Origin of the sequence: Psychrobacter piscatorii, assembly GCF_001444505.1 — a bacterium.
In the GTDB taxonomy this organism is placed as follows: domain Bacteria; phylum Pseudomonadota; class Gammaproteobacteria; order Pseudomonadales; family Moraxellaceae; genus Psychrobacter; species Psychrobacter piscatorii_B.
This window is the reverse complement of the sequence record NZ_LNDJ01000056.1, coordinates 23,979-47,940: the sequence shown is the minus strand read 5'-3', so window position 1 is coordinate 47,940 and position 23,962 is coordinate 23,979. Positions and strand designations below refer to the sequence as shown.

Below are 23,962 nucleotides of genomic sequence, written 5' to 3'. Positions count from 1 at the left end.
GCTAGCGATCTCATTTGAGATGTTTGCCAAAAATGAATTTATTAATGCCACCAACTTGGTTAATAAAATCATGGTTCTAAAGAACAATCCTGATTTTGACTTCTTAAGAACCCATGCCAATGCTGTGTCTTTACAACAAAAAGTACGTGATCTTGCCTCTGCTTGGTCACGATTTTTCGACCCTAAAGTTCATGCTAGGCTCAAAGAAAACAAAAAGAAGTTCCGAAAACCCAAGTTTTTTAAGCTAAGTGATGGCACAGAGATTCAACTACGACAACTGATGCCAAGATTTAAACGTAAATCCGATGGCTGCGACTCAATCAGGCTTGTTCAGTTTGATAAATATTGCCGTGTTGAAGGTAATCGCGTCAAACTACCTAATGGCGTGGGCTTTGTAAAATTTAAAAAATCACAAGATATCATCGGCACCATTAAAAACGTCACCATCAGCAAGAAATCAGGTCACTGGTACGTGTCGTTTGGCACTGAGCGAGCATTATCTGAGAACCCAACTCACCCCTCCAAAAGCGCCATAGGTATTGATTTAGGTATCACTAAACTCATTACCACCTCAGACGGTCAATACATCAAACCCAAAAACAGCTTTAAAGCCAATCAAATTAAACTTGCCAAATTGCAGCGTCAATTAAGTAAGAAAGTAAAGTTCAGTGAAAACTGGAAAAGGCAAAACCGTAAGATTCAAAAATTACACAATCACATCGCCAATATTCGCCATGACTACTTGCATAAAATCACTACCGCGATCAGCAAAAACCACGCCATGATTGCCTGTGAAGATTTAAAAGTCGCCAATATGTCGAGATCAGCTAGCGGTACGATGGAGAAAAAAGGTCGGCATGTCAAAGCCAAATCAGCATTAAACAAATCAATCTTAGATCAAGGCTGGGGCATGATGGTTAATATGTTTGAGTACAAGCAACAATGGCAAGGCGGGTTGCTCATTCAGGTAAACCCACGTTACACCAGCCAAACCTGCTTTGAATGCAAGCATATTGCCAAGGAAAATAGACGCACTCAAGCAAACTTTGAGTGCGTCGAATGCAGGTATGTTACGAACGCAGATGTTAATGCGGCTCGTAATATATTAGCGGCAGGACATGCCGTTTTGTCTGCGGAGGGAGGATGCTTTAAAGGTCGCCCTTTGAAACAGAAAACTTGTGACCTTCGTGAGAAAGCCACCTAAGAGCTTATGCTTTTAGAATTCCCCACTTGAGCTTGGCGAAAGTGGTGGAAGTATGTCAATATAATGATTAAGCGTATAAATGATAGGATTAATTTATGGCGATAACTTACACAAAGATAAATTGAGCAAGGTTTTACCGCTCATCAATCTTCTTATTTACCAAAAATAAAACCCCAATGTTTGGCATCAGGGTTTTGTAAATAAAACAGACAATATCTTTATAACCAATTAAGCATCATACGGATCGCGTAATACAATCGTTTCTTCACGGTCAGGACCGGTCGAGATGATATCAACTGGGCAACCAATCAATTCTTCGATACGTTTGATGTAAATTTTAGCGTTTTCTGGTAGGTCATCATAGCTTGTGATACCAACGGTTGACTCGCTCCAGCCTTGTAGGGTTTCGTACTTAGGCGTGACTGACTCATAGAATTCAGCATCATGTGCGCCGGCACACTCAGTCTCAGGCAGGTTGTAGCCCACACCAATGAGCAACTCTTCAAGACCATCTAGTACGTCAAGCTTGGTCAGGCAGATACCTGACATAGAGTTCAGTACCACTGCACGGCGTAATGCCTCAGCATCAAACCAGCCACAGCGACGCGCACGACCAGTTGTTGCACCAAACTCGTGACCGACTTTGGCTAAGTGAGCACCAACATCATCGAACAATTCGGTTGGGAATGGACCACTACCAACACGCGTGGTATAAGCCTTGGTGATGCCCAATACATAATCTAAGTACAATGGACCGATACCTGTCCCCGTTGATACGCCACCAGCGGTTACGCTTGAGCTGGTCACAAACGGATAAGTACCATGATCGATATCAAGTAGTGTGCCTTGCGCACCTTCAAACATGAGGTTTTTGCCAGCCAGACGCAATTGGTTAAGGTCTTCGGTGACATCAGTAACCATGCCATTAATCTCATCGCGCCACTCTTGGCAAAGCTTGTACGTCTCATCAAAGTCAATCGCGTCAACTTTATAATACTCAGTCAGCTGGAAGTTGTGGTATTCGATTAAGTTACGTAGTTTTTCTTCTAGATCTTCACGGAACAAGTCAGCAAGCTTGATAGCACGGCGTGCGACTTTGTCTTCGTAGGCAGGGCCGATACCGCGACCTGTTGTACCAATTTTGCCGCTACCGCGCTTGGCTTCACGAGCTTGGTCAAGGGCCACATGATAAGGCATGATAAGTGGGCAGTTGGGAGAGATACGTAGACGCTCACGTACTGGTACGTTGTTGTCTTCCAACTCTTTCATCTCTTTGAGCAATGCATCAGGCGCTAACACTACGCCATTACCGATAAAGCAAGTAACGCCTTCACGCAAGATACCTGATGGAATCAAATGCAAGACCGTGGTTTTGCCATCGACAACCAACGTGTGACCAGCATTATGACCGCCTTGGAAGCGAGCTACTGCTGAGGCTTTTTCGGTAAGTAAATCAACGATTTTACCCTTACCTTCGTCGCCCCATTGGCTACCCAAGACTACAACATTCTTACCCATGATCAATCCTTACCTTTATGTATTGAGGTGTGTGCAATAAAAGCTAAAAAATTAAAGTGACTTTATTGACTGTATCTTTTTATCTAACGAACAACATAGCGTTTTAATAACTGGTGCTTGATGCACGTGTGTTTCACAAATGACTCATTAAACCGTTTGTAGCTGCCACTGATTGTCAGCAAAACTTAAGCGATGAGTAACGTCATTTGGGCTGTCCTGTGCGTCTAGTGGCATGGTGACGCGATAGCCTTGCTGACGTAGACTCTCAACTTGTTGTAAGAGTGTCTGCATCTCATTTTCGTTGGCATTGTTTATAGCAGCAAAATCAACTAGTACTGTGGTTGGTGCATCAAGCTGCGTATGCGCCAACAAGCGACTGACATCCATACTAAAGCCTGTGGCAGCGCGTAGTGTTTGCGTCTGGCTTTGCATACCGTCGAAACGTCCGCCGCGTACTAGTGGCTGTGTCTCACTATTAATATAACCGTTGAACACGATACCTGTATGATAGTGATAGCCTGACAACTCTGTCACATCGATACTGACTGGACACTGCCAGTGATTTTCTAAATAAGATTTCAGGCGTTGTAGCTCATCGACAGCAGTCGCGACTTGACCGTCTTGCTGAGCTGTGTCTGACAATTTAGATAATAAGTTTGCAATGTCATGACCAAAGCGTGCCAACACATAAAAATCATCGCCCATCGGCAAGTCTCGGCAGAGACGCTTCAACTCTGGTAGGTTTTTATTGGCGTATAAGTACATCAATTGCTCAGTGGCGCTGTCTGGCAACTCAGCCAATTCAGCTAAACGCTTAAATATCGCCACATGACCCAAATCGATATGGAGTGCAGCACTCATATTGAGTTTATTTACCATGGTAAACAACACATCGATCAACTCAATATCTGCTGCCAGTGATGCACAGCCAAATATCTCAGCACCTAGCTGCAATGGTGTGCGTGAGCCAAACAATCCTGATGGCAAGGTATGAATCACATCACCGACGTAGCAATAACGAGCGATACCCGTACCGCCATGATGCGCATCGATACGCAAGATCTGCGGAGTAATATCAGCACGCACGCCCATTAGACGGCCCGTCAACTGGTCGATAATCTTAAAGGTTTGACGCTTCAAATCTTCTGATGCATCACTCAGCAAAGATTCAGTAAACTCAATCATCGGCGGACAAACCAGCTGATAACCATGAGTGATAAGCTGCTCAATCAGTTGATGCCTAAGCACTTCTTGCTTATGGGCATCTTCAAACAGGACATCGACCACCCCATCAGGCAACAGCCAGCTATTGGCAACGTCGCTGACAAAGTTACTCAAGTACGGCATGCTATTAGATGCAGTACTGCTTTTGGCAGACTGAGTCACTGTTTCATTTGGAGGGTTTTGCTGGGCAGATTTTGCAGAATCAGAACTAACAGACACAATAAATCCTTGTTTGGCGTATCGCTTACCAAAAACGCGGTACTGATGCGGTACTCAAAGGTTGTTTTACCAAGTATTGACGCCGAGTGTTTTTATTTTTAACGCGCAACATCATTGGCCCAATTATTTATAAACAAACCAGGTGACTTTAAGAGGGTGAGTAATAAGTATAATTTGGAATGATAAGACGAGTATCTTTATGCGCTAAAAAATTGCGACAAATAATCAAGGCACTTTATGCTTTAGTTTAGCATAGCACTCAAGGTTCGCCTAGTGACAATTAGCCACAATCCGCATCTAATTACCGTCTAAGTGCTTCTCATTAGTACGGTAGAGGTAGCCGTTGACACTCATATATTTAGCTCGGCATTGACAGACCACAACAGCGTTTATTTTTTGTTATACATACACTGATGAGCATGATTACGGCAGCGTCATCAATACAGACTCATGGTACACTAACACATATTTTTATCTCGGAAGCCTTATGTCATCTGATTACCATCCAAACCCTGCCATCAACCAAACCAATGTCTTAGGTACAGCGCTTGCCAGCTGTTGCTTCGACCCTATCACTGGCTATTATCGCAATGGCTTTTGTCATACGGGAAACCATGATGTTGGTCAACATACCGTCTGTGCCAAGATGACCAGCGAGTTTTTAAACTTCTCAGCCAGTCGTGGCAATGACCTTATCACCCCGCTACCTGAATATAACTTTGCCGGTCTCAAGCCTGGTGATTACTGGTGTATCTGCGCCCTGCGTTGGGTCGAAGCACTAGATTTTGACATTGCTCCGCAGATAAAACTAGAAGCTTGCCACGAGAGCCTACTGGCATTGGTAGATATCGACACGCTAAAAAGCTATGCATTGTAAAAGGTTGTTCATAGATAGTGCGATCAAATGATAATGGCTTTGCTTAAGACAAGTTTTGATTCTTGCAGCTGTTTATTATATGACAGGAGGGTGTGTGGAAAACGACAATAACCAATTAATCAAAAAAACGGCTCACATTGCACCTGACTCTAATATGAGCCACATTTATGCCAATATGAATGACAGGCATCTCTACCTAGATGACGATGACAGCTATATCTACGGCGATGCTGAAGCCACGACTCAGGATACCATCGAGACTATGACGGTCTACGATCCTGACTCTGAGCGCTATGAAGATATTGATTCATCAAGTAAGGATGAAGTGGTTAATTGCTATGCGTATTCGCGAAAAACAGGCGAAAATCTAGATAAAGTGGCACTTACCGATGTGAGCCGTGCGCTGAGTAATAACGGTCAGTTTATTTGGCTCGGTCTTTACGACCCCAGCCTAGAGACCATGGTCAAGGTGAAAGACGCCTTTGATCTACACGAATTGGCGATTGAAGATGCGTTTGCCGATCACCAGCGAGCCAAGGTAGAGAACTACGACAACGATATGGTCTTTGTCGTGATACGTACCGCCAAACTCGAAGACAATGTCATTCGTTATGGTACGACTGCGATATTTATGGGCAAAAACTACCTGATTACGATTCGTAATGGTCCGTCAAACTCCTATGCGCCTGTACGCGAGCACTGTCATCGTCGCCCAGAAAAGCTACGCATGGGGCCCATATTTGTACTCCATGCCATACTCGATTTTATCGTTGATAACTATATGCCGATCACCGATCGATTGGGACGATATTTGCGTGAGCAAGAGCGTTATGTCTTCACCTATGAATTTGATAAAGGCACATTAAAAAATCTGTATCAGCTCAAATCACAGCTGGTACATATGCGCGCTATCATCCTACCCGTGCAAGACATCTGTAGCTTTTTTATCAATCATAAAAAAAGCGAGATAGTCTCAGGGTTTTCTCAAGCAGCCAAGCCATATTTTCGCGATGTGAATGACCATCTCCTGCACTCATTGGATGCCATTAATGGTCTTAATGAGATGCTAAGCGTGGTCATGAACACTTATATGGCCATGGTCAATATGGGACAGAACGAAGTCGTACGGAAGCTTGCGGCGTGGGCAGGTATCCTTGCCGTACCAACCGCCATCGCTGGTATATACGGTATGAACTTTGACTTTATGCCCGAGCTCCATTGGAAGTACGCTTACTTCATCATTATGATAATCATCATCGCTCTTTGTAGCTTCTTGTATTACAACTTTAAGCGACTCAAATGGTTGTGATAACTCATTCATGCATAAAAAAAGGCTACCACTGGTAGCCCTTTTTTATGCTGATGATCAATCATTATTCACGGCGGTGCTTGGTATGGCTGTCTGGTGCTTGTGCATTATCAGGCAGCATAGCTTTGACCGTTAAATTTGCATACTGTCTATCAAGATTGTCCTCTGGGCGACCAAATGTTTTTGCCGTCCAAGTCAGTATGACAATAGCCCCACTCAACAGCATGATTGCCACAGAAATGGTGGCCAGCAACCATAGATGAAAATAATCTGACACTGCCTGCACATCGACCACTAGATGTCGTGATAAAGCCGTTATGGCAATAAATATCAAAAACTGTACGGGCAGACGATGGGTTTTAAAGTAAATTCCTATCATAGCCAGCAGCTCAAGATAAATGAATAACATCAAAATATCTTTTAAATCCGCTGAGCCTTTTTGGACAATATAAATAAACTCTTTACCTGCCGTCCAGACCACCACCACACTGATTAAAAATAAGATAACGTAATGACAGACATCGACAAACTCTCTACCAATACCTTGTAGTCGCTCATGAATACCTACATCTTTTTTAGCCATTTTTAGGTCCTATCAACTAAGAGGTGGTTGATTTGGCCTGAGGCTACTTTGCCTTGGGCCCCTTATCTATCGGCGATCAGCACTCACATGACTAGCTTTTTAGTTAATACCCAAACCTGCTGATTTTTCAGCCGCATCGACCGTCTGGCGAATAAGCGTGTTGATGGTCATTGGGCCAACACCACCTGGCACTGGTGTATACGCGCTGGCAATGTTTTCCATACCTTGCATTTCGATATCGCCAACACCGCCGTTATCCGTTGGATGGAAACCCGCATCAATTACTACTGCGCCTTTTTTGATCCATTCTGCTTTGATCAGCTCAGGCACGCCCACTGCGCCCACGACGATATCAGCGCGTTTGATATGAGCCGCCAAGTCTTGCGTTCTTGAATGACAGATAGTTACCGTACAGTTAGCGTTCAATAGCATCATCGCCATTGGTTTACCCAAAATAGCACTACGCCCTACGACCACAGCCTCCAAACCCGCAAGCTCAATATTATGATGCGCGAGTAAATGCATAATGCCCTGCGGTGTACAAGAGCCATAAGCGGACTGCTGCATCGCCATACGACCAAAACCAAGACAAGTCACGCCATCGACGTCTTTTGCCAAGTCTATTTGCTCAAAGCAAGCGCGCTCATCGATATGTTCAGGGACAGGATGCTGTAGCAAAATACCGTGTACGTCTGGATTGCTGTTTAGCTCATCAATCTTTGCCATGAGCTGCTCAGTGGTCGTGGCACTCGGCATCTCAACACGTATAGAGTCCATACCAACACGCTTGCAAGCGTTGCCTTTCATACGGACATAAGTGGCAGAGGCTGGATCGTCACCAACCAATATCGTCGCTAAGCTTGGGGTGCGCCCCGTTTTATCTTTGATCGCATCCACGCGCGTGCGTAGATCCTGTTCTATTTGTTTGGCAAGTGCTTTGCCGTCCAAAACGGTGGCGGACTCGTGGGCAATAGACATAGTAACTCCAATAGAGGATACGATATAAAAAAATAAAGACAGCGCGTGCAAGTACTTTGCATGCCTGTCTTTTGCTTCGTCAACCTTTGACTGATAATAATATTGTACCTGTGTACGCTGCAAAATCCTAGCGTGTATTGGGATACAATAAAAAAATGGCCTACTATCATTTAGTAGACCATTTTACTCTCATGTATTCACGTTATTTATTAGTGGCTATAGACTAAGGCTAATAAGTCTGAAACTCTAGCCCAACGCCTGCTCCAATATCACTTGACTGAGTATCAGAGTCTACGCCCCATAAGCGAGATGTCACTAAAGTTTTTGGATTCAACTGATGCGCCCATGATATGTCAATAGCGGTCAGTTTATCCTTCATTGGAAATGCTTGGTTATCAAACTTTCCAGTACGACGATCTAACTCTCCTGACTGATTAACCTTAGCATATTGCAGTTTTGTATTGACAAAGTTTCGACTATCTAGCCATAACTTGCCACCTACTGATATGCTCTCTGCATCGCCGCCCAAAGAATGCCCGAGTGGATAGCCTTGCTGGTAGTACCCATCCGTATATGTACCATGATCATAGGATACGCCTCGGACTTTACCACTAGTACGTGTGTCTGCATATTCTGTATACAATTGATATGGCATACCATAAACTTCAGAAGCGTAGTCTGCACCCGCCAAATACATATTTTTAGCAGGTAGACCCCCTGCTTCATCTTCACCCACATATTGCGCGTATACTGTGGCTGGGATATTTACCAAAGGCGCAAGATTCATACGCGCATCAAAACCACCTAATTGGTTAGCAGGGTCTTCACCAATCGTCGCACCATTGTCACCATTATCTTTAGTGCCTAAAATAGCATCACCAAAGGAGCTAAAACTCTCTGGACGACCTTCCCCGCCCCACATAAAGGTTCGAGACGCACCAACTTCTAGCCATGGTAAAGGACTGGCCGTCAGACGAGCACCAAATAGCTTGGCATCTGGTACGGCATCATAATCTTCAAGTTGACCTGCAAATAATTGATACTGCCATGGACCAACCCATGAAAGATAAGGCGAGGTTGGTGCATTTTGTTCATCACGTTGCATGGTGATACCTGCAACAGGACGACTGGCATCGCCACGAATCAAACTGCCGTCAGTACCAGGGCCCCACCATGTCGGGATCTGACCGGCAATCAACCATTGATTGGCAGCAGAGCCAGCAATATATGAGCCTTCAAAACTCAAGTCATTACTGTCTTCGAGCAAACTGTCGTTTTTTAGATTGGCTTGAAGTTTCATCTCCCAATTTTCTTCACTCAAACTGAGTGCTGCTGAAACCTCTTGCCCTGCTAAATGGTCATCAGCAAAAGTTTGCGGTAGCTGCTGACGATCGGTCTGTACATAAGCGTCTACTTCAGCCTTCACCAAGGAGTTGGGGTTTTTAGCAAGTGTTGCACGAACTGACTGTAATACTTTTTGCTGTGCGTCAGTACTCACCTGAGCCGTGGTGATTGCTTTTGTAATTTCATTAGCAGTTAAAGGCCATGTACTGGTACTAATGTGAGTGACGCCTTGCGCATTTAACCATTCTAGCTCTGACTTGAGCTTCATATCATTCATATACAAATTCTGTGCTGAGGCCAGCATGGATATCATACCCAGCCCTACTAACACACTCAGCTGCTTGTACTTTCTTTGTTTAGACATAATTATCTACTCTTTATAAAGTGTACTTATCCAGAATAGATAAGTTTTAATGAATCATTATTTATTTAGCATCCGCATCGATAAGGACAAGAACTTTGTCTAAAGCCTGAACCGTTTGCGTAATCTCTGCTTCTGTCAAAGTTGGATGCACCAAAAACATCAAACTGGTTTCACCCAATTGCTTGGCTATTGGCAGCCTGATTTCTGGACGCAGACCTGTATCATCAAAGGCTTTTTCTAAATACACTTCCGACGCCGAGCCTGAAAAACACGGGACGCTTTGCTCATTAATCGCTGCAATAATAGCATCTCGTGTCCAGCCTTCGGGGAGATTTTCAGGCTTTACATAAACATAAAGCTTATAGTAAGCGTGTTTGGCATCAGCAAAGTCGGCGCGCTCTTCTAAGCGGGGTACAGACAGATAGCCTTTTTCTGCCCAGCGTGTACACGTATCCAAAATTGCCTGCGCGTTTTGCGTGCGCTTTTGTGTCCAATCGCTCATTCGCGTCAGCTGAATACGCCCGATTGCCGATTGCATCTCAGGCATGCGCCAGTTGGTACCAAAGCTTTCATGCAGCCAGCGGTAACCAGGTGGGTGCTCGGTTTCATAGACAGCGGCGTAGCTCTTGCCATGGTCTTTGTACGCCCACATTTTGCGCCACAAGTTTTCATCATTGGTGGTGACCATACCGCCTTCACCGCCTGTGGTCATGATTTTGTCTTGGCAAAAGCTCCATGCGCCTACGTGACCGATGCTGCCGACACTGCGTCCTTTGTAGGTTGCGCCATGCGCCTGCGCGCAGTCTTCGATGACATATAAATCATGCGCATCCGCCAATGCCATGATGCCATCCATATCGCACGGCCAGCCAGCCAAATGCACGCAAATGACGGCTTTGGTCTTATCGGTCAATACGGCTTTGATGGTCTCAGGCGAGATATTACCAGTCTCGGCATCCACATCTGCAAATACAGGCGTCGCACCTGCATTGACCACACAAGAGATACTGGCAATAAAAGTGCGCGGCGTGACAATCACTTCGTCACCTGCGCCGATATCTAGCGCTTTTAATGCTACATCCAATGCTAAGGTGCCATTAGCAACGGCTACTGCATATTTGCTGTCTGCCCATGATGCAAATTCTTTTTCAAACTCGCGCCCTTCTTGCCCTGTCCAGTAGTTGACTTTATTAGACAACAAAACAGCACTGACCTTGTCCGCCTCTTCTTGAGTAAAGCTCGGCCACGGTGAAAAAAATGAATTTAGCATAATATCCTCAATAAATAAGACGTTGAAACTATAAGGGCGATAGGTTAAGAAAAAACTGGGCGTGCCTTAGCGCACCATCGGTATGGCGGGGTTGCCTATCATGACAGCACCTGCGGGCACGCTCTTGGTGACGACAGCGCCCATGCCTATGACTGCGCCCTTACCGATAACCAAAGGCTGGTCAGGGGTACCTTGTTTAATGACAGCGCCTGCACCGATATAGGCATGGTCATGGATATGAATGTTGCCATTGCAGCTGACACGCGGGGCAAAGGTCACATAGTCGCCAATGACGCAGTCATGCTCAGCATAGCTGTATAAATTGGCATGAAAGCATTTGCCAATACGCACATTTGCACCAATAGTCACAAACGGGCTGAGCGCTGCACCTGCTGCTATGCTCACGTCATCCATTATAACGGTGCTATCTGCTTGTACTGACCAGGGCGCGATAGCATCAGCAGCAAGTTTGGCGGCGATGCGCTCGCGTACTTGGCTATTGGCAATGGCTATCATTACTGACTTGTCAGCGCTTAGGGCGACGAAATCTTGATAGTTCATCGCTGGATAGCAATTAACTGTAGCAGGGTGCTCTAAACCATCGTCAATAAATACCAAATCTGCTGCGCTATCTGCCCGCATCACTGTCATTTTGGCTACAGGCATCAAGCTGCGACCACAGCCCGATGCGCCATAGACCGCATATACCTTACGCATGGCTTGGCTCAGCTGCCATACTGCCAGTAAACTTTGGCATCGTTGCTTCACCTTCAGCAGAGATACCGTCTTTAATGACGACTTTTTTAACCGTTTCAGCCAAAATCTTGATATCCAACCACAGTGACTGATTCTCTACATACCATGCATCAAGCGCGAATTTTTCATCCCAGCCAATCGCATTGCGCCCATTAACCTGCGCATAACCTGTAATACCAGGACGCACGTGATGGCGACGTTTTTGCTCATCATTATATAGCGGCAGATATTCCATCAATAAGGGACGCGGCCCTACCAAGCTCATATCGCCTTTAATCACATTCCAAAGCTCAGGCAGCTCATCCAAGCTGCTGTCACGTAAGCGCTTACCAAAATCGGTCAAGCGCTCGCTATCAGGGAGCACATTGCCATCAGCATTAACAGCATCTTTCATCGAGCGAAACTTGAGCATCTCAAACGGCTTACCATGCAAACCAGGACGAACTTGACGAAATAAGACAGGCGAGCCTAAATTCTTTTTTACTTTATAAGCGGTCACTGCATAGACAGGGGCTAAGACCACGAGCGCGCTGGACGCCGCTGCAATATCAAACAGTCGTTTTATCATTGTATTCCCATCTCCGTTAGCATCATTTGATTGACCGCATTGACATCAAACTTATCCATAGCCACCTGACGTGCTGCACTGCCCATGCTGGCAATTAATTGAGGGTCAGTTATAAATCTCTCCATTGCTGCGGCTAGCGCATCGACGTCTTTGACTGGCACAAGATAACCATTATGACCGTCTACGACTGTCTCGCGGCAACCTGGCGCGTCGGTTGTGATGACCGCGCGACCCATGGCCATTGCCTCTAGCACCGTACGCGGCGTTCCCTCACGATAAGAGGGCAACACATAGATAGAGCTATTAGCAATCGCGGGTTTAACGTCAGAGAGCTTGCCCAAAAAGTTAAACAGACCATTCTCAATCCACGCATCCAGCTCACGCTGCTCAATCGCATCAGGATTGTCATCGACCCAGCCTACCAAGTCAAACTGCACGTTAGGATGACGCGATTTGATAATGGCTGCGGCCTGAGCATACTCACGTACCCCTTTTGCGCCAAGCAAACGCGCAATGAGCAAAAAGCGCGGTACAGGCACGTCGTTTTCTGTCGGCAGTGGCGCAACGCTATATTCTGACACATTGACACCTGAGCCATTGACCACCGTGCTAGGTGTTGATGGTTTTAAAATACCCATTTTTTTAAATAGCGCTTGATCATCAGGATTTTGGAAAAAGACTTTATCAGCTGTCATCAATGCTGCGGCATACAACTGATGCATCACTTTTTGTAGATTGGACTTTTTGTACCCTACCTCATCTGCCCCACTAAAGGCATAGCCAAGCCCTGTGATCAGCGCAAAAATATGCGGCACACGGGCAAGCTTAGCAGCGAGCGAACCATAAATAACCGGTTTGATGGTATAGCCAAGCACATAATCAGGCTTAACTTTCGTCATCAAGCGATACAGCGCAACAATGGTTTTTAAGTCTTTTTTAGGATTGGTACCCGTACGCTGCATAGCAATGTCATGCACGTAATAGCCCAAATCTTTTAACGCTTGGTACTCGTCAGGATAGTCGCCAAAGTCAGGCGCGGCGATATGTACTTCGAACCCTGCCTCTTTGATAGCAGCAATGAGAGCGCCACGAAATTGTAAAATGGATGCAGGGTAACTGGCTATTATTAGAAACTTCATGGATTTACTCGGTTATTATTTGTTCGATACTGATAGAAAGCAAAAATAAGTAGATAAAGAAGAACAGGCATGAACATCCATTTTTGACGCGTTGCAATACCTAAATTTGCTGTTGTCACTGCTAATATTGTACAAGTTAAAAATGCATACATGAATAACCACAGAAGTTTGCCTTGGACAAATATTTTCAAATCAAATTTAATTTTAAGTAAAATGTATAAAAACAAAAATAATATTGCTGTATTTTCGATAGCAGTAACTAGAGAAACAATATTGTGAGCTTCGAAAGGTAGTGGCCTAAAAACGTAGGTGAACATTTGCATTGGATAACTCATCGAAGCAATATCTAAAGATGATCCACCACCCAAATTTGAGACTTGTCTTTCGTCTATATAACCAGTCACGTTATCTAATGACGCATCTTCCAGACCGATGTATTGTTGTACAAAGCCAATTGACAAGAAAACTCCAATACCAATAAAAGGTAAAATTAGAGCCTTAATCACTAAATGAGTCTTAGACTGAATTACAAAATAGATAACATACGATACGAGCATTAAAGCGGCAATATGTGGTCTTACCATAAACATCATTACAAAAGAAATAAAAGCTAATAAAGTAGTCTTTTTACTTGTAGTGATAGCATATAAAAACAAACAAGTAGCACAGAATGAGATAGCATCTTTACCTAAACCTCCACTCCAAAAGCTCATGGATGGTATAAATAATACAAAAACCCAATACCAAGGCAGTCTTACCAAAGAGTATTTCAATGACTTATATAAGAAAACTAAACCTAGCACACCTATGAAATTATAGAATAAAGCGGTATTTATGTAACTAGCATCTAAGATCTGAGTTGGGAAAGATGTTATATAATAAATGAATTTAGTTCCTGGAGAAAAATCAAATCCATTGGTTAAAGATACTCTATAATATTTTCTCGCATCGGCCTGATTCGATAAAGTATAAACAAAATAGACTATAGAAAAAAAAGTGTGCCAAATAAAAATTGCCACTACTTTATTTATATCATGTTTGTCTTTAACACCGACTAAGAACACAATCGAAAAGCTAATTATAATTATCAACAATGTTAATATATTTTGATAAAAGTCTATTGTGAATTCATTCATTAAAAACATCCAAGATACTATTTCTTATAAATGCATATCATAATCTTAACCTTTTAAGATTTTGTTCAATATATTTTTAAAAAATATTAGAATTTATTTTATATCAGTTCAATACAAAACTACAAAAAACAGGTACGCGCTAACTACTCCAAACATCTGAATATAGCTTTTCTATCCTGGTCATACTATAATTATCTTTTATGTAATTTTCCAAAAGCACTTTAACGTCATTAGCACTCTTTCCTTGTATATTATTTATACTTGAAATCAAACTATTCGCTAATGCATTTGCATCATTCGTTGGTACAATAGCTCCATAACTCTGTAAAATATGTTTCGCATCACCAACATTTGTAGAAACACATGGTAAACCTGCAGCCATTGCCTCTACAAGTACATTTGGAAAACCTTCAGTCTTAGAATGTAAACAAAAAACATCCATTGCTTTTAGGCATTTCGGTACATCATCTCTTTGACCAAGCAATCTGAATTTACATTCTAAATTATAATTTTTTATCCAAGATACTAATTCTTTATTTTCAATATCATTACCGCGACCTACGATCATAAATTTTAAATTAGGTAGTTTTTTTACTAGAATTGAAGCAACTTCTACAAACAATTTTTGGTTTTTAACCGAATTAAACCGACCGACAGAACCAATAACAATATCGTTAGAAGATAAATTGTTGTTATTTCGTATATACAACCCATCTTGTTGCGAAGCTAACATTTTATTTATCTCAAAACCATTAGGAATAACTAACATTTTCGTTTTATCATAACCTATAGATATGTGATAATCATTTGATACGTGAGCAGCACAAATTACTTTATCTGGAATATAGTAAGACAATTTTGCACATACTCTACTTAAATAAACTGTTAGTTTAGAGCTACCTTGCGAAACGTCGGTAGTACGTATCCCCCAAACAATGTTTTTAATGCCTAACTTTTTAGCAGCAAGCCCACCTATTAAATCTGAATGATACATCCACGTCTGAACAACATCGGGATTTATTTTTTTTAATAGTCTATATAGGCGTAACGATACGATCGGGCTAGAAATTATAGAAGACATATTTAGTGCATGCACAGTGATGCCCTGCTCCTCTAGATCTCTGCCAATGGGTCCCATATCCATTAGAGATATCACTTCATGTTGAAAAAGCCCTTTGCGGTGGCTATTTAGTACCAAACGCTTTAGCATCAACTCTGCACCACCAATGTTTAATCCAATAATTACATGGACAACTTTCTTAGTCATATATATTACTCATATATTGGTTGAGTGCATGTGCATAATTGTCTTCTAAATCCTTGGAGTTATCTGTCTTTTGCCAATCTCCACTCACACATTTGTAAAAATATGGAGCATTTAACAACGTATAAGGGCCAAAATTGGTACCTTGAAATTCAATTAGGTGACACCCAGACTCTGATTGTGCGATATCTAATGACAAATAAGGATTGTCTAAAATACTGGCTATGTTCTTTGCATAATCCAAAACTTCTTGAGGTGGAACAATAAATTCGAATTTCCCACTCCCGCTTGCCCTAAAATCATTTTTTCTTATAGATCTTTTTAAAGTAAAATAACGATCCCCAAATACTAGCACTTTAAAATCATGCTTTAATTTTGGTATGAATTCTTGCTCTATAAATAAATTGAAAGCTTTTCTTCTATATTGATATTTTTCGTATTCTTCACGATTTAGTTTAATTTTCCTTTGAATGCTTATTAATTTATTTTTTGGAGTTTTGCTGAAAAATGCTTTTTCAACTTTTTTCAGGTCAGAATTTTTTCTGACTAAAAAAACACCAGAGCTACCAGCACCCTGAGCACTTTTCACTACTTTTGGAAAAGGGAGAATATGATCATTTATATCAAATAGACTTTTACCTATTATATTTCCAAACCCTTCTTTCTTTTTCCATACTTCTTGAAAGCTTTTATCCTCATGAGCCATTAATATATCGTAGCTTGGAATAAGACGAATTTTATCTTTTAAATAGAAAAGGTTATTTTTTAGGAATGTTCTTATTTCTTTATTTTCAGAAGAAGTATAAATCAAGATATCATTATCATTGAAAGAGGTAGTTCCTATCTCATTAATATTTTTTATCACAACTTCAAATTCTAATTTAGACACTAGCTTCTTTAAGTCTAAAATCTTCCAACTTTGACCTGCACTACCAAATGAACCATCTGGGAGAGTAAATAAAAAAACACTCACAACCATATCCTTTTTTTACGTTATTCCTATTAAGTAGGAAGAAAACTACTTTTTCATTATAGAGTTTTTATGAAAGTTGCGTAAGCTCTTTAGTCCAAAAAGAGAATCCTGAAAAAATTTTCTCTTTCCATTATTTTCACCTACTAAAGAAATATAAAAATCTTCATATTTAGCTAATGAATTCTCTACATTAAAATTCTCTTCAAATATTGATTTCATATACTCTGAAATTTCTGTGCGATACGCAGGATCAACTATTACTCTTTGTATATTTAGTAAATTATCCTTGTTACCCTTTTCAGAGAATACATTTCTTCCAGAAAAGTTTGTTTTAAACCCATCTTCGAATGTATCCATTGTTATAAGCATAGGTATACTACTCAAAGAGTTTCCAGTTAATGTAGGTATTCCTAATGATGCAGATTCCATAACGCCTCTACCTGTAGCAATCGCTGCATCTGCCAAATAAAGCATTTTAGAAGCATTTCTAGTGTATTTATCATCCGTTAAAATCACTACTGTCCCATCAAGAACATACTTACTATTTGATATTTCAAGTAATATTTCTTCAGACTCTACAACACCGATTATAAAAAGTCTGATTTTTAAACTTTTGTCTTTCCGATATAACTCATCTATGAGATTTATACAATGTAAAATACTTTGCTTATACGTTATACCTATTCTAGCAATTTTAACAAATGTAAAAAATTCTTCAGACCTTTTTATGTCAGAAAATTCAGTAGTTATTTTAGAAACTCTATTAGGTATCAATGCTATATTTGATTTTTTATATCTGTTATTACTTTCAAACCAACGCTTATTTTCAACACTAAATAAAATAAGATTTTTCACGTAAGGAAAAAACTTAGGATTAGATCCTCCACATTTGGTAAGAACTATATTAAAATTTTTCGATATGTATAAAGGCTTTATAATATTAAAAGACGTTACATCAAAACAATGAACAATATTAGGTGAAAAATCTTCAATAATATGATCCATTTTTCTTTTGAATTGAATTAAATTTTTGCCGTCAAGATCAACATGACATAAATAGTTTGGATGATTTGAAATTGTGGTATTATCGCCTGGACCAATCGATACTATTTCAACCTCATGCTTTGATGCAATTTGATTAGCTATATGGAATAAGCTATATAAATGACCGCCTCTTCCATGTGTAAGTAACGAGATAAAAAATAATATTTTCATTATAAAATTATCCTCTGCTCTACTTCTAACTCAATATTAAATTTTAATTTAACTCTTCTTTGAATCTCATTAATTAATAAAATAATATCTTCACCAGTCGCACTTCCCGTATTTACAATAAACCCGCTATGTTTCTGTGAAACTTGCGCGCCCCCGATTGTAAAACCCTTTAGATTCAATTCATCGAGCATTGGACCGACAAATTTATTCTTTGGTCTTTTAAAAACACTTCCACAATTAGGATACTCTCGCGGCTGCTTTTCCCATCTGATTTTTTTTTCTTTTTCCATCAAATTATATATGTCACTAGAATTACCATGCTTGAGTGTGAACCAAGCTTTCAATACAATATTATTACTGTTGTTTTGAAAAAAGCTACTTCTATAACAAAATTTAATTTCAGAATTAGACATCTCTTTAATTTCAAAATCTTCTAAACTCAAGTATCTAACTTTCGTTAAAACATCTTTTATTTCTGTATTTTTATTTCCAGCGTTCATAACAATAGCTCCACCTACAGAGCTTGGTATGTCATAAAAAGCTTCTAATCCTGTTAAGTTACTCTTAAGAGCGGCTTCGCTTAACTCAAGCAGGGTTACACCTGCTTCTGCACAGATATGATTTTCTTCTATAGAAAATTTATTCATATTTCCATTCATAATAATGAACGGTCGATCATAATATTCTTTCGCAAAAAGAATATTGTTTCCGTTACCAATAATAGTAAAATCTAAGTCAGGATTGTTTCGATAAAGCTCTACTAAATCATTTTCACACTCAGGAAAATATGCTACTTCACAAAAGCTTTTTATCTTATATGCACTGAATTCAGTTAAATCTTTATTTTTTTCAATATTCAAAATACTTCCTCTCATTTACTAAATATTAATATATAAATAATATAATTTCTCCAAAATATACTCTTTACCAAATCAATTACTTAGTGCTTTTTCATACATATACAGTTAATAGAATACCGTTCTTGGAAAATATTTTTATATGAGTAGTACTAGATATGATATCTAGTACTACTCATAAATTAACTTTCTTTATTAATTACTAGAAAGCAAAACTTTTAATTTTTCATCTAGGTTTTCATAACCTCTATATATTTGCCAAGCATCTTCAATTACTGTTTCACCTTCTGCTATCAAGCCAGCTAGCAGTAACGCCATACCAGCTCTCAAGTCGACAGCCTTCACTTTAGCTCCATTTAGTTTATTGCCACCGGAAATCTTCAGTAGATCTCCTTCAATTTTGTATTTAACACCCATTTTTGCTAATTCTTCTACATAGCCATATCTGCCAGGAAATCGCAAATCCACAATCTTAGAATCTCCTTCAGAGCAAGCACCATAAACAGCAAAAAGAGGCTGCATATCTGAATTGATGCCCGGATATGGACCTGTACTTATTTCTATAGGATAAGGAGTACTTCCTCTTACAATCAAAGAGTCTTCACCCTTATACAACTTCATTCCACTTTCACGCAAAAATATTAAAGGAACCTCTAGATGTTCAAAAGGAAAGTTTAATATTTCTACATCTCCACCTGTTATTGCCGATGCTATAGCCCATGTAACTGCTTCCATATTATCAGGTACAACACGATGCCTAACACCATTTAGTTTCTTTACGCCACTTATCTCAATTGATCTTTGACCGAACACCTTAATCTTTCCACCCATCTTATTTAACATTTCTATTAAATCTAAAACTTCTGGGCGAATATGTGGATTCCATATTCTGGTATTTCCTTCAGCAAGTACTCCACAAAGTATTGCATTTTCTGTAGCCCCTGTTGATCGGATAGGCAAATGTATATCGCAGCCTATCAGTCTCTTACTAGCTTTCGTACATAAGTATCCCTCTTCTTCCCAAACTTTAGCTCCCATACTTTCAAGTATTTTTACGTGTAGATCATATTTTCTATCACCTAATGGACATCCACCTGGAAGTGGAACTTTGCCTTCACCAAAACGTGTAGTTAACGACCCAAGTATTAGCAAAGAGTTTCTAATAGAACGTTCATCCCATAGCAGCTCATTTAACAGCTCTTTATCTTCCTCAATGCATAAATAACCATCCTTCTGAAAGCAGCTTTTACCCATTTTTTCAAGCATACCAATATGGATTTTCATATCCAACAATCCATTAGGAGAATCAAATAATTCAACTTTACCATCAGTTAATACCGAAGCAGTAAGCAATTTTAAAGCAGCATTTTTTGCTCCACTTACTCTCACTTTACCTCTCAAAATACCTTTTGATACTTTTAAAATATTATTAGACATCACGAACCCCATAGTCATATTGAAAACTTATACCGCTCTTTGCTCTTGCTGAGCAGCAGATTTATGTACCGTAAAAAAAATAAAAGCTGTTGTACCTAAGTAATAGATACACAAATAAAAGCTAAGCACGATCACAAAACTTTGAGGCGACAAAGTATAACCTTTAAAAAAAAAGAACAACGCCCCTAAACCCAATATTCTAATAATATTTATTATTAGAAAAGTTATTTGAGAGCCTACTATATTTAAGACCTGCATCAAAGGGTTTGAAGTAAACTGTAACAGCACAAAAGGTGCCAAAATTGTAGTATACTTTCCAGCTATAGCCCATTCTGGACCAAACACTAGGTAAAATATAGGTTGAGCAAGTATCATAACTAAAACTGTTAGTGGGAGGCCTAAGATAAATAGCCTTTTTTGCACATCTATGGTTAGTGTTTTTATTCTATTTAAATTTCGCTTTCCAATGACCGCTATTTCTGCATAAAAAGCTTTAGCCATGGCTTGACCAATCAAACCTGTAGGTAGTGATACTGCTAAAATAGCCAAACTAAGTTGACCAGTTACTTCTTTGCCATATAAAGTAGCCATCATCAATACAGGTGCATTGCTAGAAAGTTGCAACAATGTCTGTGAAGGTAATCGGAAATACGGAAACTCTCTATAATATCCTGCTACTAACATCATCCTTTTCTTAGTAATAAAAGGAATTAATTTTTTAAAATCATCTATAAACTCTCTAATAAGTCTGAATAATCCTGTACTCTGTGCAAGAAACTGACCAGTTATTAGCCCTACTGCTTTGAATGACAATAGTCCTAATATTATTTTAGCTCCATTACCTAGTAAAGATTGAACAAATTGAGTTTTAGCTATAACTTTATATTTTCTTTTTCTTGTAGCCCACAGGCTTAGTATCTCATAAAAAGCAGAACCTCCAACGCCGAGAACTATCAACCATCTCAAACTCAAAATCTCAGACATGTCAAACCAGCTAAGAATTATTTCGCCAAAAAGAAATAAACATAAAGAGAGCAGTGTCAAAAAGCCAACGAGTATGAATATACTTAAAGCCAGAAGGTTAATAGCCAGAGCATCTGCTTTAGGTAACGGCAATGCGGTACTAAACTTTAGAGTTGTTAATGAAACTAATATAGAAGTAATAGATATATACAACGCCAATAATCCATAATCAGCAGGAGTATATATACGTGTAATAATTGGAATGCTCAATATACCTATTATTCTCGCTGCACTCGAACCTAACGCTAAAGTGAACATCCCTTTAAAAACAGTTACTGAATCATGGTTTCCTAATTTTTTAGAGAATCGCATCAGTATTTTTTTAGAATAATTACTAACTAATTCAACCCTTTTCAACTTAAAAGCTCTACATACCAAGGCATAGCTTTCTGTATCCCAGCCATTACATCAAAATTCGGCGCATAGCCTAAAGCGTTTTGTATTTTGCTGATATCAGCTTGGCTATGACGAACATCACCCTCTCTGAAGTCACGGAATACTGGTTCATGAGTATAACTAACTCCATTAATAGCTAAATTTTGCTTTAACGCAGTAAATAATACATTAAGTGTAGTGCGGCCACCGACTGCCACATTATAGATTTCGTTCTTAGCCTCTTCATCAGCAGTTGCTGCTAAAAGGTTGGCCTGCACTGCATTTTCGATAAAGTTAAAATCACGACTGGTCTCTCCGTCGCCATTTATGAAAACACTATCACCCTGAATCATACCTGCGGTCCATTTAGGTATAACAGCAGCATATGCACCATCTGGTGTTTGTCTTTTGCCAAAAATATTGAAGTATCTCAGACCAATAGTTTTAAAACCATAGGTACGAGCAAATACATCAGCATAAAGCTCATTGACGTACTTAGTAACTGCATAAGGAGATAATGGGTTGCCAATGTTCTCTTCCACTTTTGGCAAGGCGGGATGATCTCCATATGTTGAGCTACTAGCCGCATAAGTAAAGCTCAATACCTTGGCATCACGAGCAGCGACCAGCATATTCAAAAACCCAGAAATATTGGTATCGTTGGTATTTATAGGATCAGCAATTGAACGCGGTACAGAACCTAAAGCCGCTTGATGCAGGACATAATCCACGCCTGTACATGCTGTCTGACAGTCATTTAAATTACGAATATCACCTTCTATAAAGGTAAAGCTCTGCCACTGATCTTTGCTGACCAAACCCTGTACTTCATCTAAATTATGCTGAAAACCCGTCGCAAAATTATCTAAACCGACTACTTTTTGATTTAGTAATAGTAAAGTTTCAAGTAAATTAGAACCAATGAACCCCGCTACCCCAGTAATTAACCATGTCTTTGGCTCGTTAATTAGCGACTCTTTAATTTTTTCATATGCAGTTAACGTCATAACCATTACTTTCCGTATTTTTTATAAATTTATAGGCGGATATCAGTGTCTTCTTTAGTGAAAACATACTTTAAATCGTAAAGCACGTGTTCATTCTTTCCAAACGCTCTAATCTGCTCGATACCTAGATCGACGAACTCATTATGCGCGACGGCTAAGATAATACCATCATAGTTATTTACAGTAGGTTTGCTGATAGGCGTAATATTATACTCACGCTCAGCTTCTGCTTTATCTACCCAAGGGTCATAGACATCAACGTCGATATTATATTCTTCTAGCTCATGGACAATGTCGATGACCTTGGTATTACGCACATCAGGGCAGTTTTCTTTGAAACTCAGCCCTAAGACCAGAACTTTTGCCCCTTCAACTTGAATACGCTTTTTAATCATTGTTTTAACCAGTTGCGTGACTACATACTCACCCATGCTGTCATTCAAGCGACGACCAGCCAATATAATCTCTGGGTTATAGCCAATCGCTTGCGCTTTATGTGTCAAGTAATAAGGGTCTACACCGATGCAATGACCACCGACGAGGCCTGGACGAAACGGTAAAAAGTTCCACTTGGTGCCAGCCGCTTCTAAGACTGCTTGGGTATCGATACCCATCTTATTAAAGATAACGGCTAACTCATTAATTAAGGCAATATTGACATCTCTTTGGGTGTTTTCAATCACCTTTGCTGCTTCAGCCACTTTAATAGAGGCAGCTTTATGTGTACCCGCAGTGATCACAAGGTTATAGACCTCGTCTACCAAGTCTGCCACTTCTGGCGTTGAGCCAGCAGTAACCTTTAAAATATTGGTTACACGGTGCTCTTTATCACCTGGGTTAATACGCTCAGGGCTATAACCTGCATAAAAGTCTTGGTTAAAGCTCAATCCTGACACTTTCTCTAACACCGGAATACAAACTTCTTCTGTGGCCCCAGGGTAAACGGTCGATTCATAAACCACAATATCGTCTTTTTTAAGTAGACTACCGATAGCTTCTGAGGCTTTAATTAAAGGCGTAAGATCGGGCTGTTTATAATCATCGATAGGCGTCGGTACAGTGACGATAAAGAAGTTACAGTCCTTTAACTCATTGATATCTGAGCTATATCTTAAATGTGTAGCTTCTGCCAGCTCCTCTTCACCGACTTCTAAGGTATGATCAATACCTGTATTGAGTGCTGAAATACGTTCAGCATTGATATCAAAGCCTATAACCGAGTGATTTTTACCGAACTCTACTGCTAATGGTAGCCCCACGTAACCAAGACCAATAACGGCAATTTTAATATTATCAATATTTAGCATAGTATCTATCAACCA

21 protein-coding genes are annotated in these 23,962 nt (G+C 40.2%); 3 read left to right on the top strand and 18 right to left on the bottom strand.

All coding sequences use genetic code 11. The features are described from left to right. Positions 1 to 1,204 (top strand): RNA-guided endonuclease InsQ/TnpB family protein (locus AS194_RS04975; RefSeq protein WP_058024372.1); only part of this gene is annotated, 1,204 nt, incomplete at its 5' end. Positions 1,205 to 1,432: 228 nt separating this feature from the next. Here AS194_RS04975 and AS194_RS04970 read toward each other — a convergent pair. Together AS194_RS04970 and AS194_RS04965 are read right to left on the bottom strand one after the other, a co-directional pair. After that, positions 1,433 to 2,722 carry an adenylosuccinate synthase gene (locus AS194_RS04970; RefSeq protein WP_058024364.1) on the bottom strand — a complete coding sequence of 430 codons (1,290 nt, stop codon included), beginning with the start codon at positions 2,720 to 2,722 and terminating at the stop codon, positions 1,433 to 1,435. A 147-nt stretch (positions 2,723 to 2,869) separates the two neighbouring features. Beyond that, on the bottom strand, positions 2,870 to 4,165 hold the full coding sequence (locus tag AS194_RS04965) for an ATP phosphoribosyltransferase regulatory subunit (RefSeq protein ID WP_058024363.1): 1,296 nt from the start codon (positions 4,163 to 4,165) through the stop codon (positions 2,870 to 2,872). Between the two features lie 487 nt (positions 4,166 to 4,652). On the opposite strand from AS194_RS04965, the gene AS194_RS04960 reads away from it, so the two are divergent. Both AS194_RS04960 and corA read left to right on the top strand, forming a co-directional pair. Further along, positions 4,653 to 5,042, top strand: coding sequence for a DUF2237 family protein (locus AS194_RS04960; RefSeq protein WP_058024362.1), 390 nt, complete (start codon positions 4,653 to 4,655; stop codon positions 5,040 to 5,042). A gap of 154 nt (positions 5,043 to 5,196) precedes the next feature. Continuing rightward, a complete protein-coding gene (gene corA, locus AS194_RS04955) occupies positions 5,197 to 6,351 on the top strand; it encodes a magnesium/cobalt transporter CorA (protein WP_413771705.1) in 1,155 nt (384 codons plus the stop codon). 64 nt (positions 6,352 to 6,415) lie between these two features. Here the strand turns inward: corA and AS194_RS04950 are convergent, their stop codons facing one another. The 16 genes from AS194_RS04950 to tviB form a co-directional block, all read right to left on the bottom strand. After that, positions 6,416 to 6,934: a phosphate-starvation-inducible protein PsiE gene (locus tag AS194_RS04950; RefSeq protein WP_058024361.1), complete on the bottom strand. Its 519-nt coding sequence runs from the start codon at positions 6,932 to 6,934 to the stop codon at positions 6,416 to 6,418. A gap of 99 nt (positions 6,935 to 7,033) precedes the next feature. Beyond that, positions 7,034 to 7,912 (bottom strand): bifunctional methylenetetrahydrofolate dehydrogenase/methenyltetrahydrofolate cyclohydrolase FolD, encoded by an 879-nt coding sequence (folD, locus tag AS194_RS04945; RefSeq protein WP_058024360.1) that lies wholly within the window; start codon positions 7,910 to 7,912, stop codon positions 7,034 to 7,036. A 229-nt stretch (positions 7,913 to 8,141) separates the two neighbouring features. Then, positions 8,142 to 9,620, bottom strand: a complete 1,479-nt coding sequence (locus AS194_RS04940; protein WP_058024359.1) for a capsule assembly Wzi family protein — start codon at positions 9,618 to 9,620, stop codon at positions 8,142 to 8,144. 61 nt (positions 9,621 to 9,681) lie between these two features. Next, entirely contained in the window at positions 9,682 to 10,890 is a 1,209-nt protein-coding gene (locus AS194_RS04935) for a DegT/DnrJ/EryC1/StrS family aminotransferase (RefSeq protein WP_058024358.1), read from the bottom strand. A 66-nt stretch (positions 10,891 to 10,956) separates the two neighbouring features. Beyond that, entirely contained in the window at positions 10,957 to 11,607 is a 651-nt protein-coding gene (locus AS194_RS04930; RefSeq protein WP_058024357.1) for an acetyltransferase, read from the bottom strand. Beyond that, positions 11,600 to 12,214 carry a sugar transferase gene (locus AS194_RS04925; RefSeq protein ID WP_058024356.1) on the bottom strand — a complete coding sequence of 205 codons (615 nt, stop codon included), beginning with the start codon at positions 12,212 to 12,214 and terminating at the stop codon, positions 11,600 to 11,602. Before AS194_RS04925 ends, AS194_RS04930 begins: the two co-directional genes overlap by 8 nt. Further along, entirely contained in the window at positions 12,211 to 13,353 is a 1,143-nt protein-coding gene (locus AS194_RS04920) for a glycosyltransferase family 4 protein (RefSeq protein WP_058024355.1), read from the bottom strand. The genes AS194_RS04925 and AS194_RS04920 overlap by 4 nt, the downstream gene beginning before the upstream one ends. Further along, a complete protein-coding gene (locus tag AS194_RS04915; protein ID WP_058024354.1) occupies positions 13,350 to 14,489 on the bottom strand; it encodes a hypothetical protein in 1,140 nt (379 codons plus the stop codon). The genes AS194_RS04920 and AS194_RS04915 overlap by 4 nt, the downstream gene beginning before the upstream one ends. A gap of 139 nt (positions 14,490 to 14,628) precedes the next feature. Beyond that, positions 14,629 to 15,756 (bottom strand): glycosyltransferase family 4 protein, encoded by a 1,128-nt coding sequence (locus AS194_RS04910; protein WP_058024353.1) that lies wholly within the window; start codon positions 15,754 to 15,756, stop codon positions 14,629 to 14,631. Beyond that, positions 15,749 to 16,726, bottom strand: coding sequence for an ATP-grasp domain-containing protein (locus tag AS194_RS04905; protein WP_058024352.1), 978 nt, complete (start codon positions 16,724 to 16,726; stop codon positions 15,749 to 15,751). Before AS194_RS04905 ends, AS194_RS04910 begins: the two co-directional genes overlap by 8 nt. Positions 16,727 to 16,771: 45 nt before the next feature. Next, positions 16,772 to 17,941 (bottom strand): hypothetical protein, encoded by a 1,170-nt coding sequence (locus tag AS194_RS04900; RefSeq protein WP_058024351.1) that lies wholly within the window; start codon positions 17,939 to 17,941, stop codon positions 16,772 to 16,774. Then, on the bottom strand, positions 17,941 to 18,801 hold the full coding sequence (gene murB, locus AS194_RS04895; protein ID WP_058024370.1) for a UDP-N-acetylmuramate dehydrogenase: 861 nt from the start codon (positions 18,799 to 18,801) through the stop codon (positions 17,941 to 17,943). The genes AS194_RS04900 and murB overlap by 1 nt, the downstream gene beginning before the upstream one ends. Positions 18,802 to 18,993: 192 nt before the next feature. Further along, entirely contained in the window at positions 18,994 to 20,235 is a 1,242-nt protein-coding gene (locus AS194_RS04890) for a UDP-N-acetylglucosamine 1-carboxyvinyltransferase (RefSeq protein WP_058024369.1), read from the bottom strand. Positions 20,236 to 20,262: 27 nt separating this feature from the next. Then, entirely contained in the window at positions 20,263 to 21,615 is a 1,353-nt protein-coding gene (locus tag AS194_RS04885) for a lipopolysaccharide biosynthesis protein (RefSeq protein WP_200960322.1), read from the bottom strand. Then, positions 21,612 to 22,646, bottom strand: coding sequence for an NAD-dependent epimerase/dehydratase family protein (locus tag AS194_RS04880; RefSeq protein WP_058024350.1), 1,035 nt, complete (start codon positions 22,644 to 22,646; stop codon positions 21,612 to 21,614). Before AS194_RS04880 ends, AS194_RS04885 begins: the two co-directional genes overlap by 4 nt. 23 nt (positions 22,647 to 22,669) lie before the next feature. Then, a complete protein-coding gene (tviB, locus tag AS194_RS04875) occupies positions 22,670 to 23,947 on the bottom strand; it encodes a Vi polysaccharide biosynthesis UDP-N-acetylglucosamine C-6 dehydrogenase TviB (RefSeq protein WP_058024349.1) in 1,278 nt (425 codons plus the stop codon). Positions 23,948 to 23,962: the final 15 nt, after the last annotated feature.

Bases quoted from the DNA above. Each gene is read 5' to 3' on its own strand.
- AS194_RS04970 (WP_058024364.1), bottom strand. From the start codon at position 2,722: ATGGGTAAGAATGTTGTAGTCTTGGGTAGCCAATGGGGCGACGAAGGT.
- AS194_RS04960 (WP_058024362.1), top strand. From the start codon at position 4,653: ATGTCATCTGATTACCATCCAAACCCTGCCATCAACCAAACCAATGTC.
- corA (WP_413771705.1), top strand. From the start codon at position 5,197: ATGAGCCACATTTATGCCAATATGAATGACAGGCATCTCTACCTAGAT.
- AS194_RS04950 (WP_058024361.1), bottom strand. From the start codon at position 6,934: ATGGCTAAAAAAGATGTAGGTATTCATGAGCGACTACAAGGTATTGGT.
- folD (WP_058024360.1), bottom strand. From the start codon at position 7,912: ATGTCTATTGCCCACGAGTCCGCCACCGTTTTGGACGGCAAAGCACTT.
- AS194_RS04940 (WP_058024359.1), bottom strand. From the start codon at position 9,620: ATGTCTAAACAAAGAAAGTACAAGCAGCTGAGTGTGTTAGTAGGGCTG.
- AS194_RS04935 (WP_058024358.1), bottom strand. From the start codon at position 10,890: ATGCTAAATTCATTTTTTTCACCGTGGCCGAGCTTTACTCAAGAAGAG.
- AS194_RS04930 (WP_058024357.1), bottom strand. From the start codon at position 11,607: ATGCGTAAGGTATATGCGGTCTATGGCGCATCGGGCTGTGGTCGCAGC.
- AS194_RS04925 (WP_058024356.1), bottom strand. From the start codon at position 12,214: ATGATAAAACGACTGTTTGATATTGCAGCGGCGTCCAGCGCGCTCGTG.
- AS194_RS04920 (WP_058024355.1), bottom strand. From the start codon at position 13,353: ATGAAGTTTCTAATAATAGCCAGTTACCCTGCATCCATTTTACAATTT.
- AS194_RS04915 (WP_058024354.1), bottom strand. From the start codon at position 14,489: ATGAATGAATTCACAATAGACTTTTATCAAAATATATTAACATTGTTG.
- AS194_RS04910 (WP_058024353.1), bottom strand. From the start codon at position 15,756: ATGACTAAGAAAGTTGTCCATGTAATTATTGGATTAAACATTGGTGGT.
- AS194_RS04900 (WP_058024351.1), bottom strand. From the start codon at position 17,941: ATGAAAATATTATTTTTTATCTCGTTACTTACACATGGAAGAGGCGGT.
- AS194_RS04890 (WP_058024369.1), bottom strand. From the start codon at position 20,235: ATGTCTAATAATATTTTAAAAGTATCAAAAGGTATTTTGAGAGGTAAA.
- AS194_RS04880 (WP_058024350.1), bottom strand. From the start codon at position 22,646: ATGGTTATGACGTTAACTGCATATGAAAAAATTAAAGAGTCGCTAATT.
- tviB (WP_058024349.1), bottom strand. From the start codon at position 23,947: ATGCTAAATATTGATAATATTAAAATTGCCGTTATTGGTCTTGGTTAC.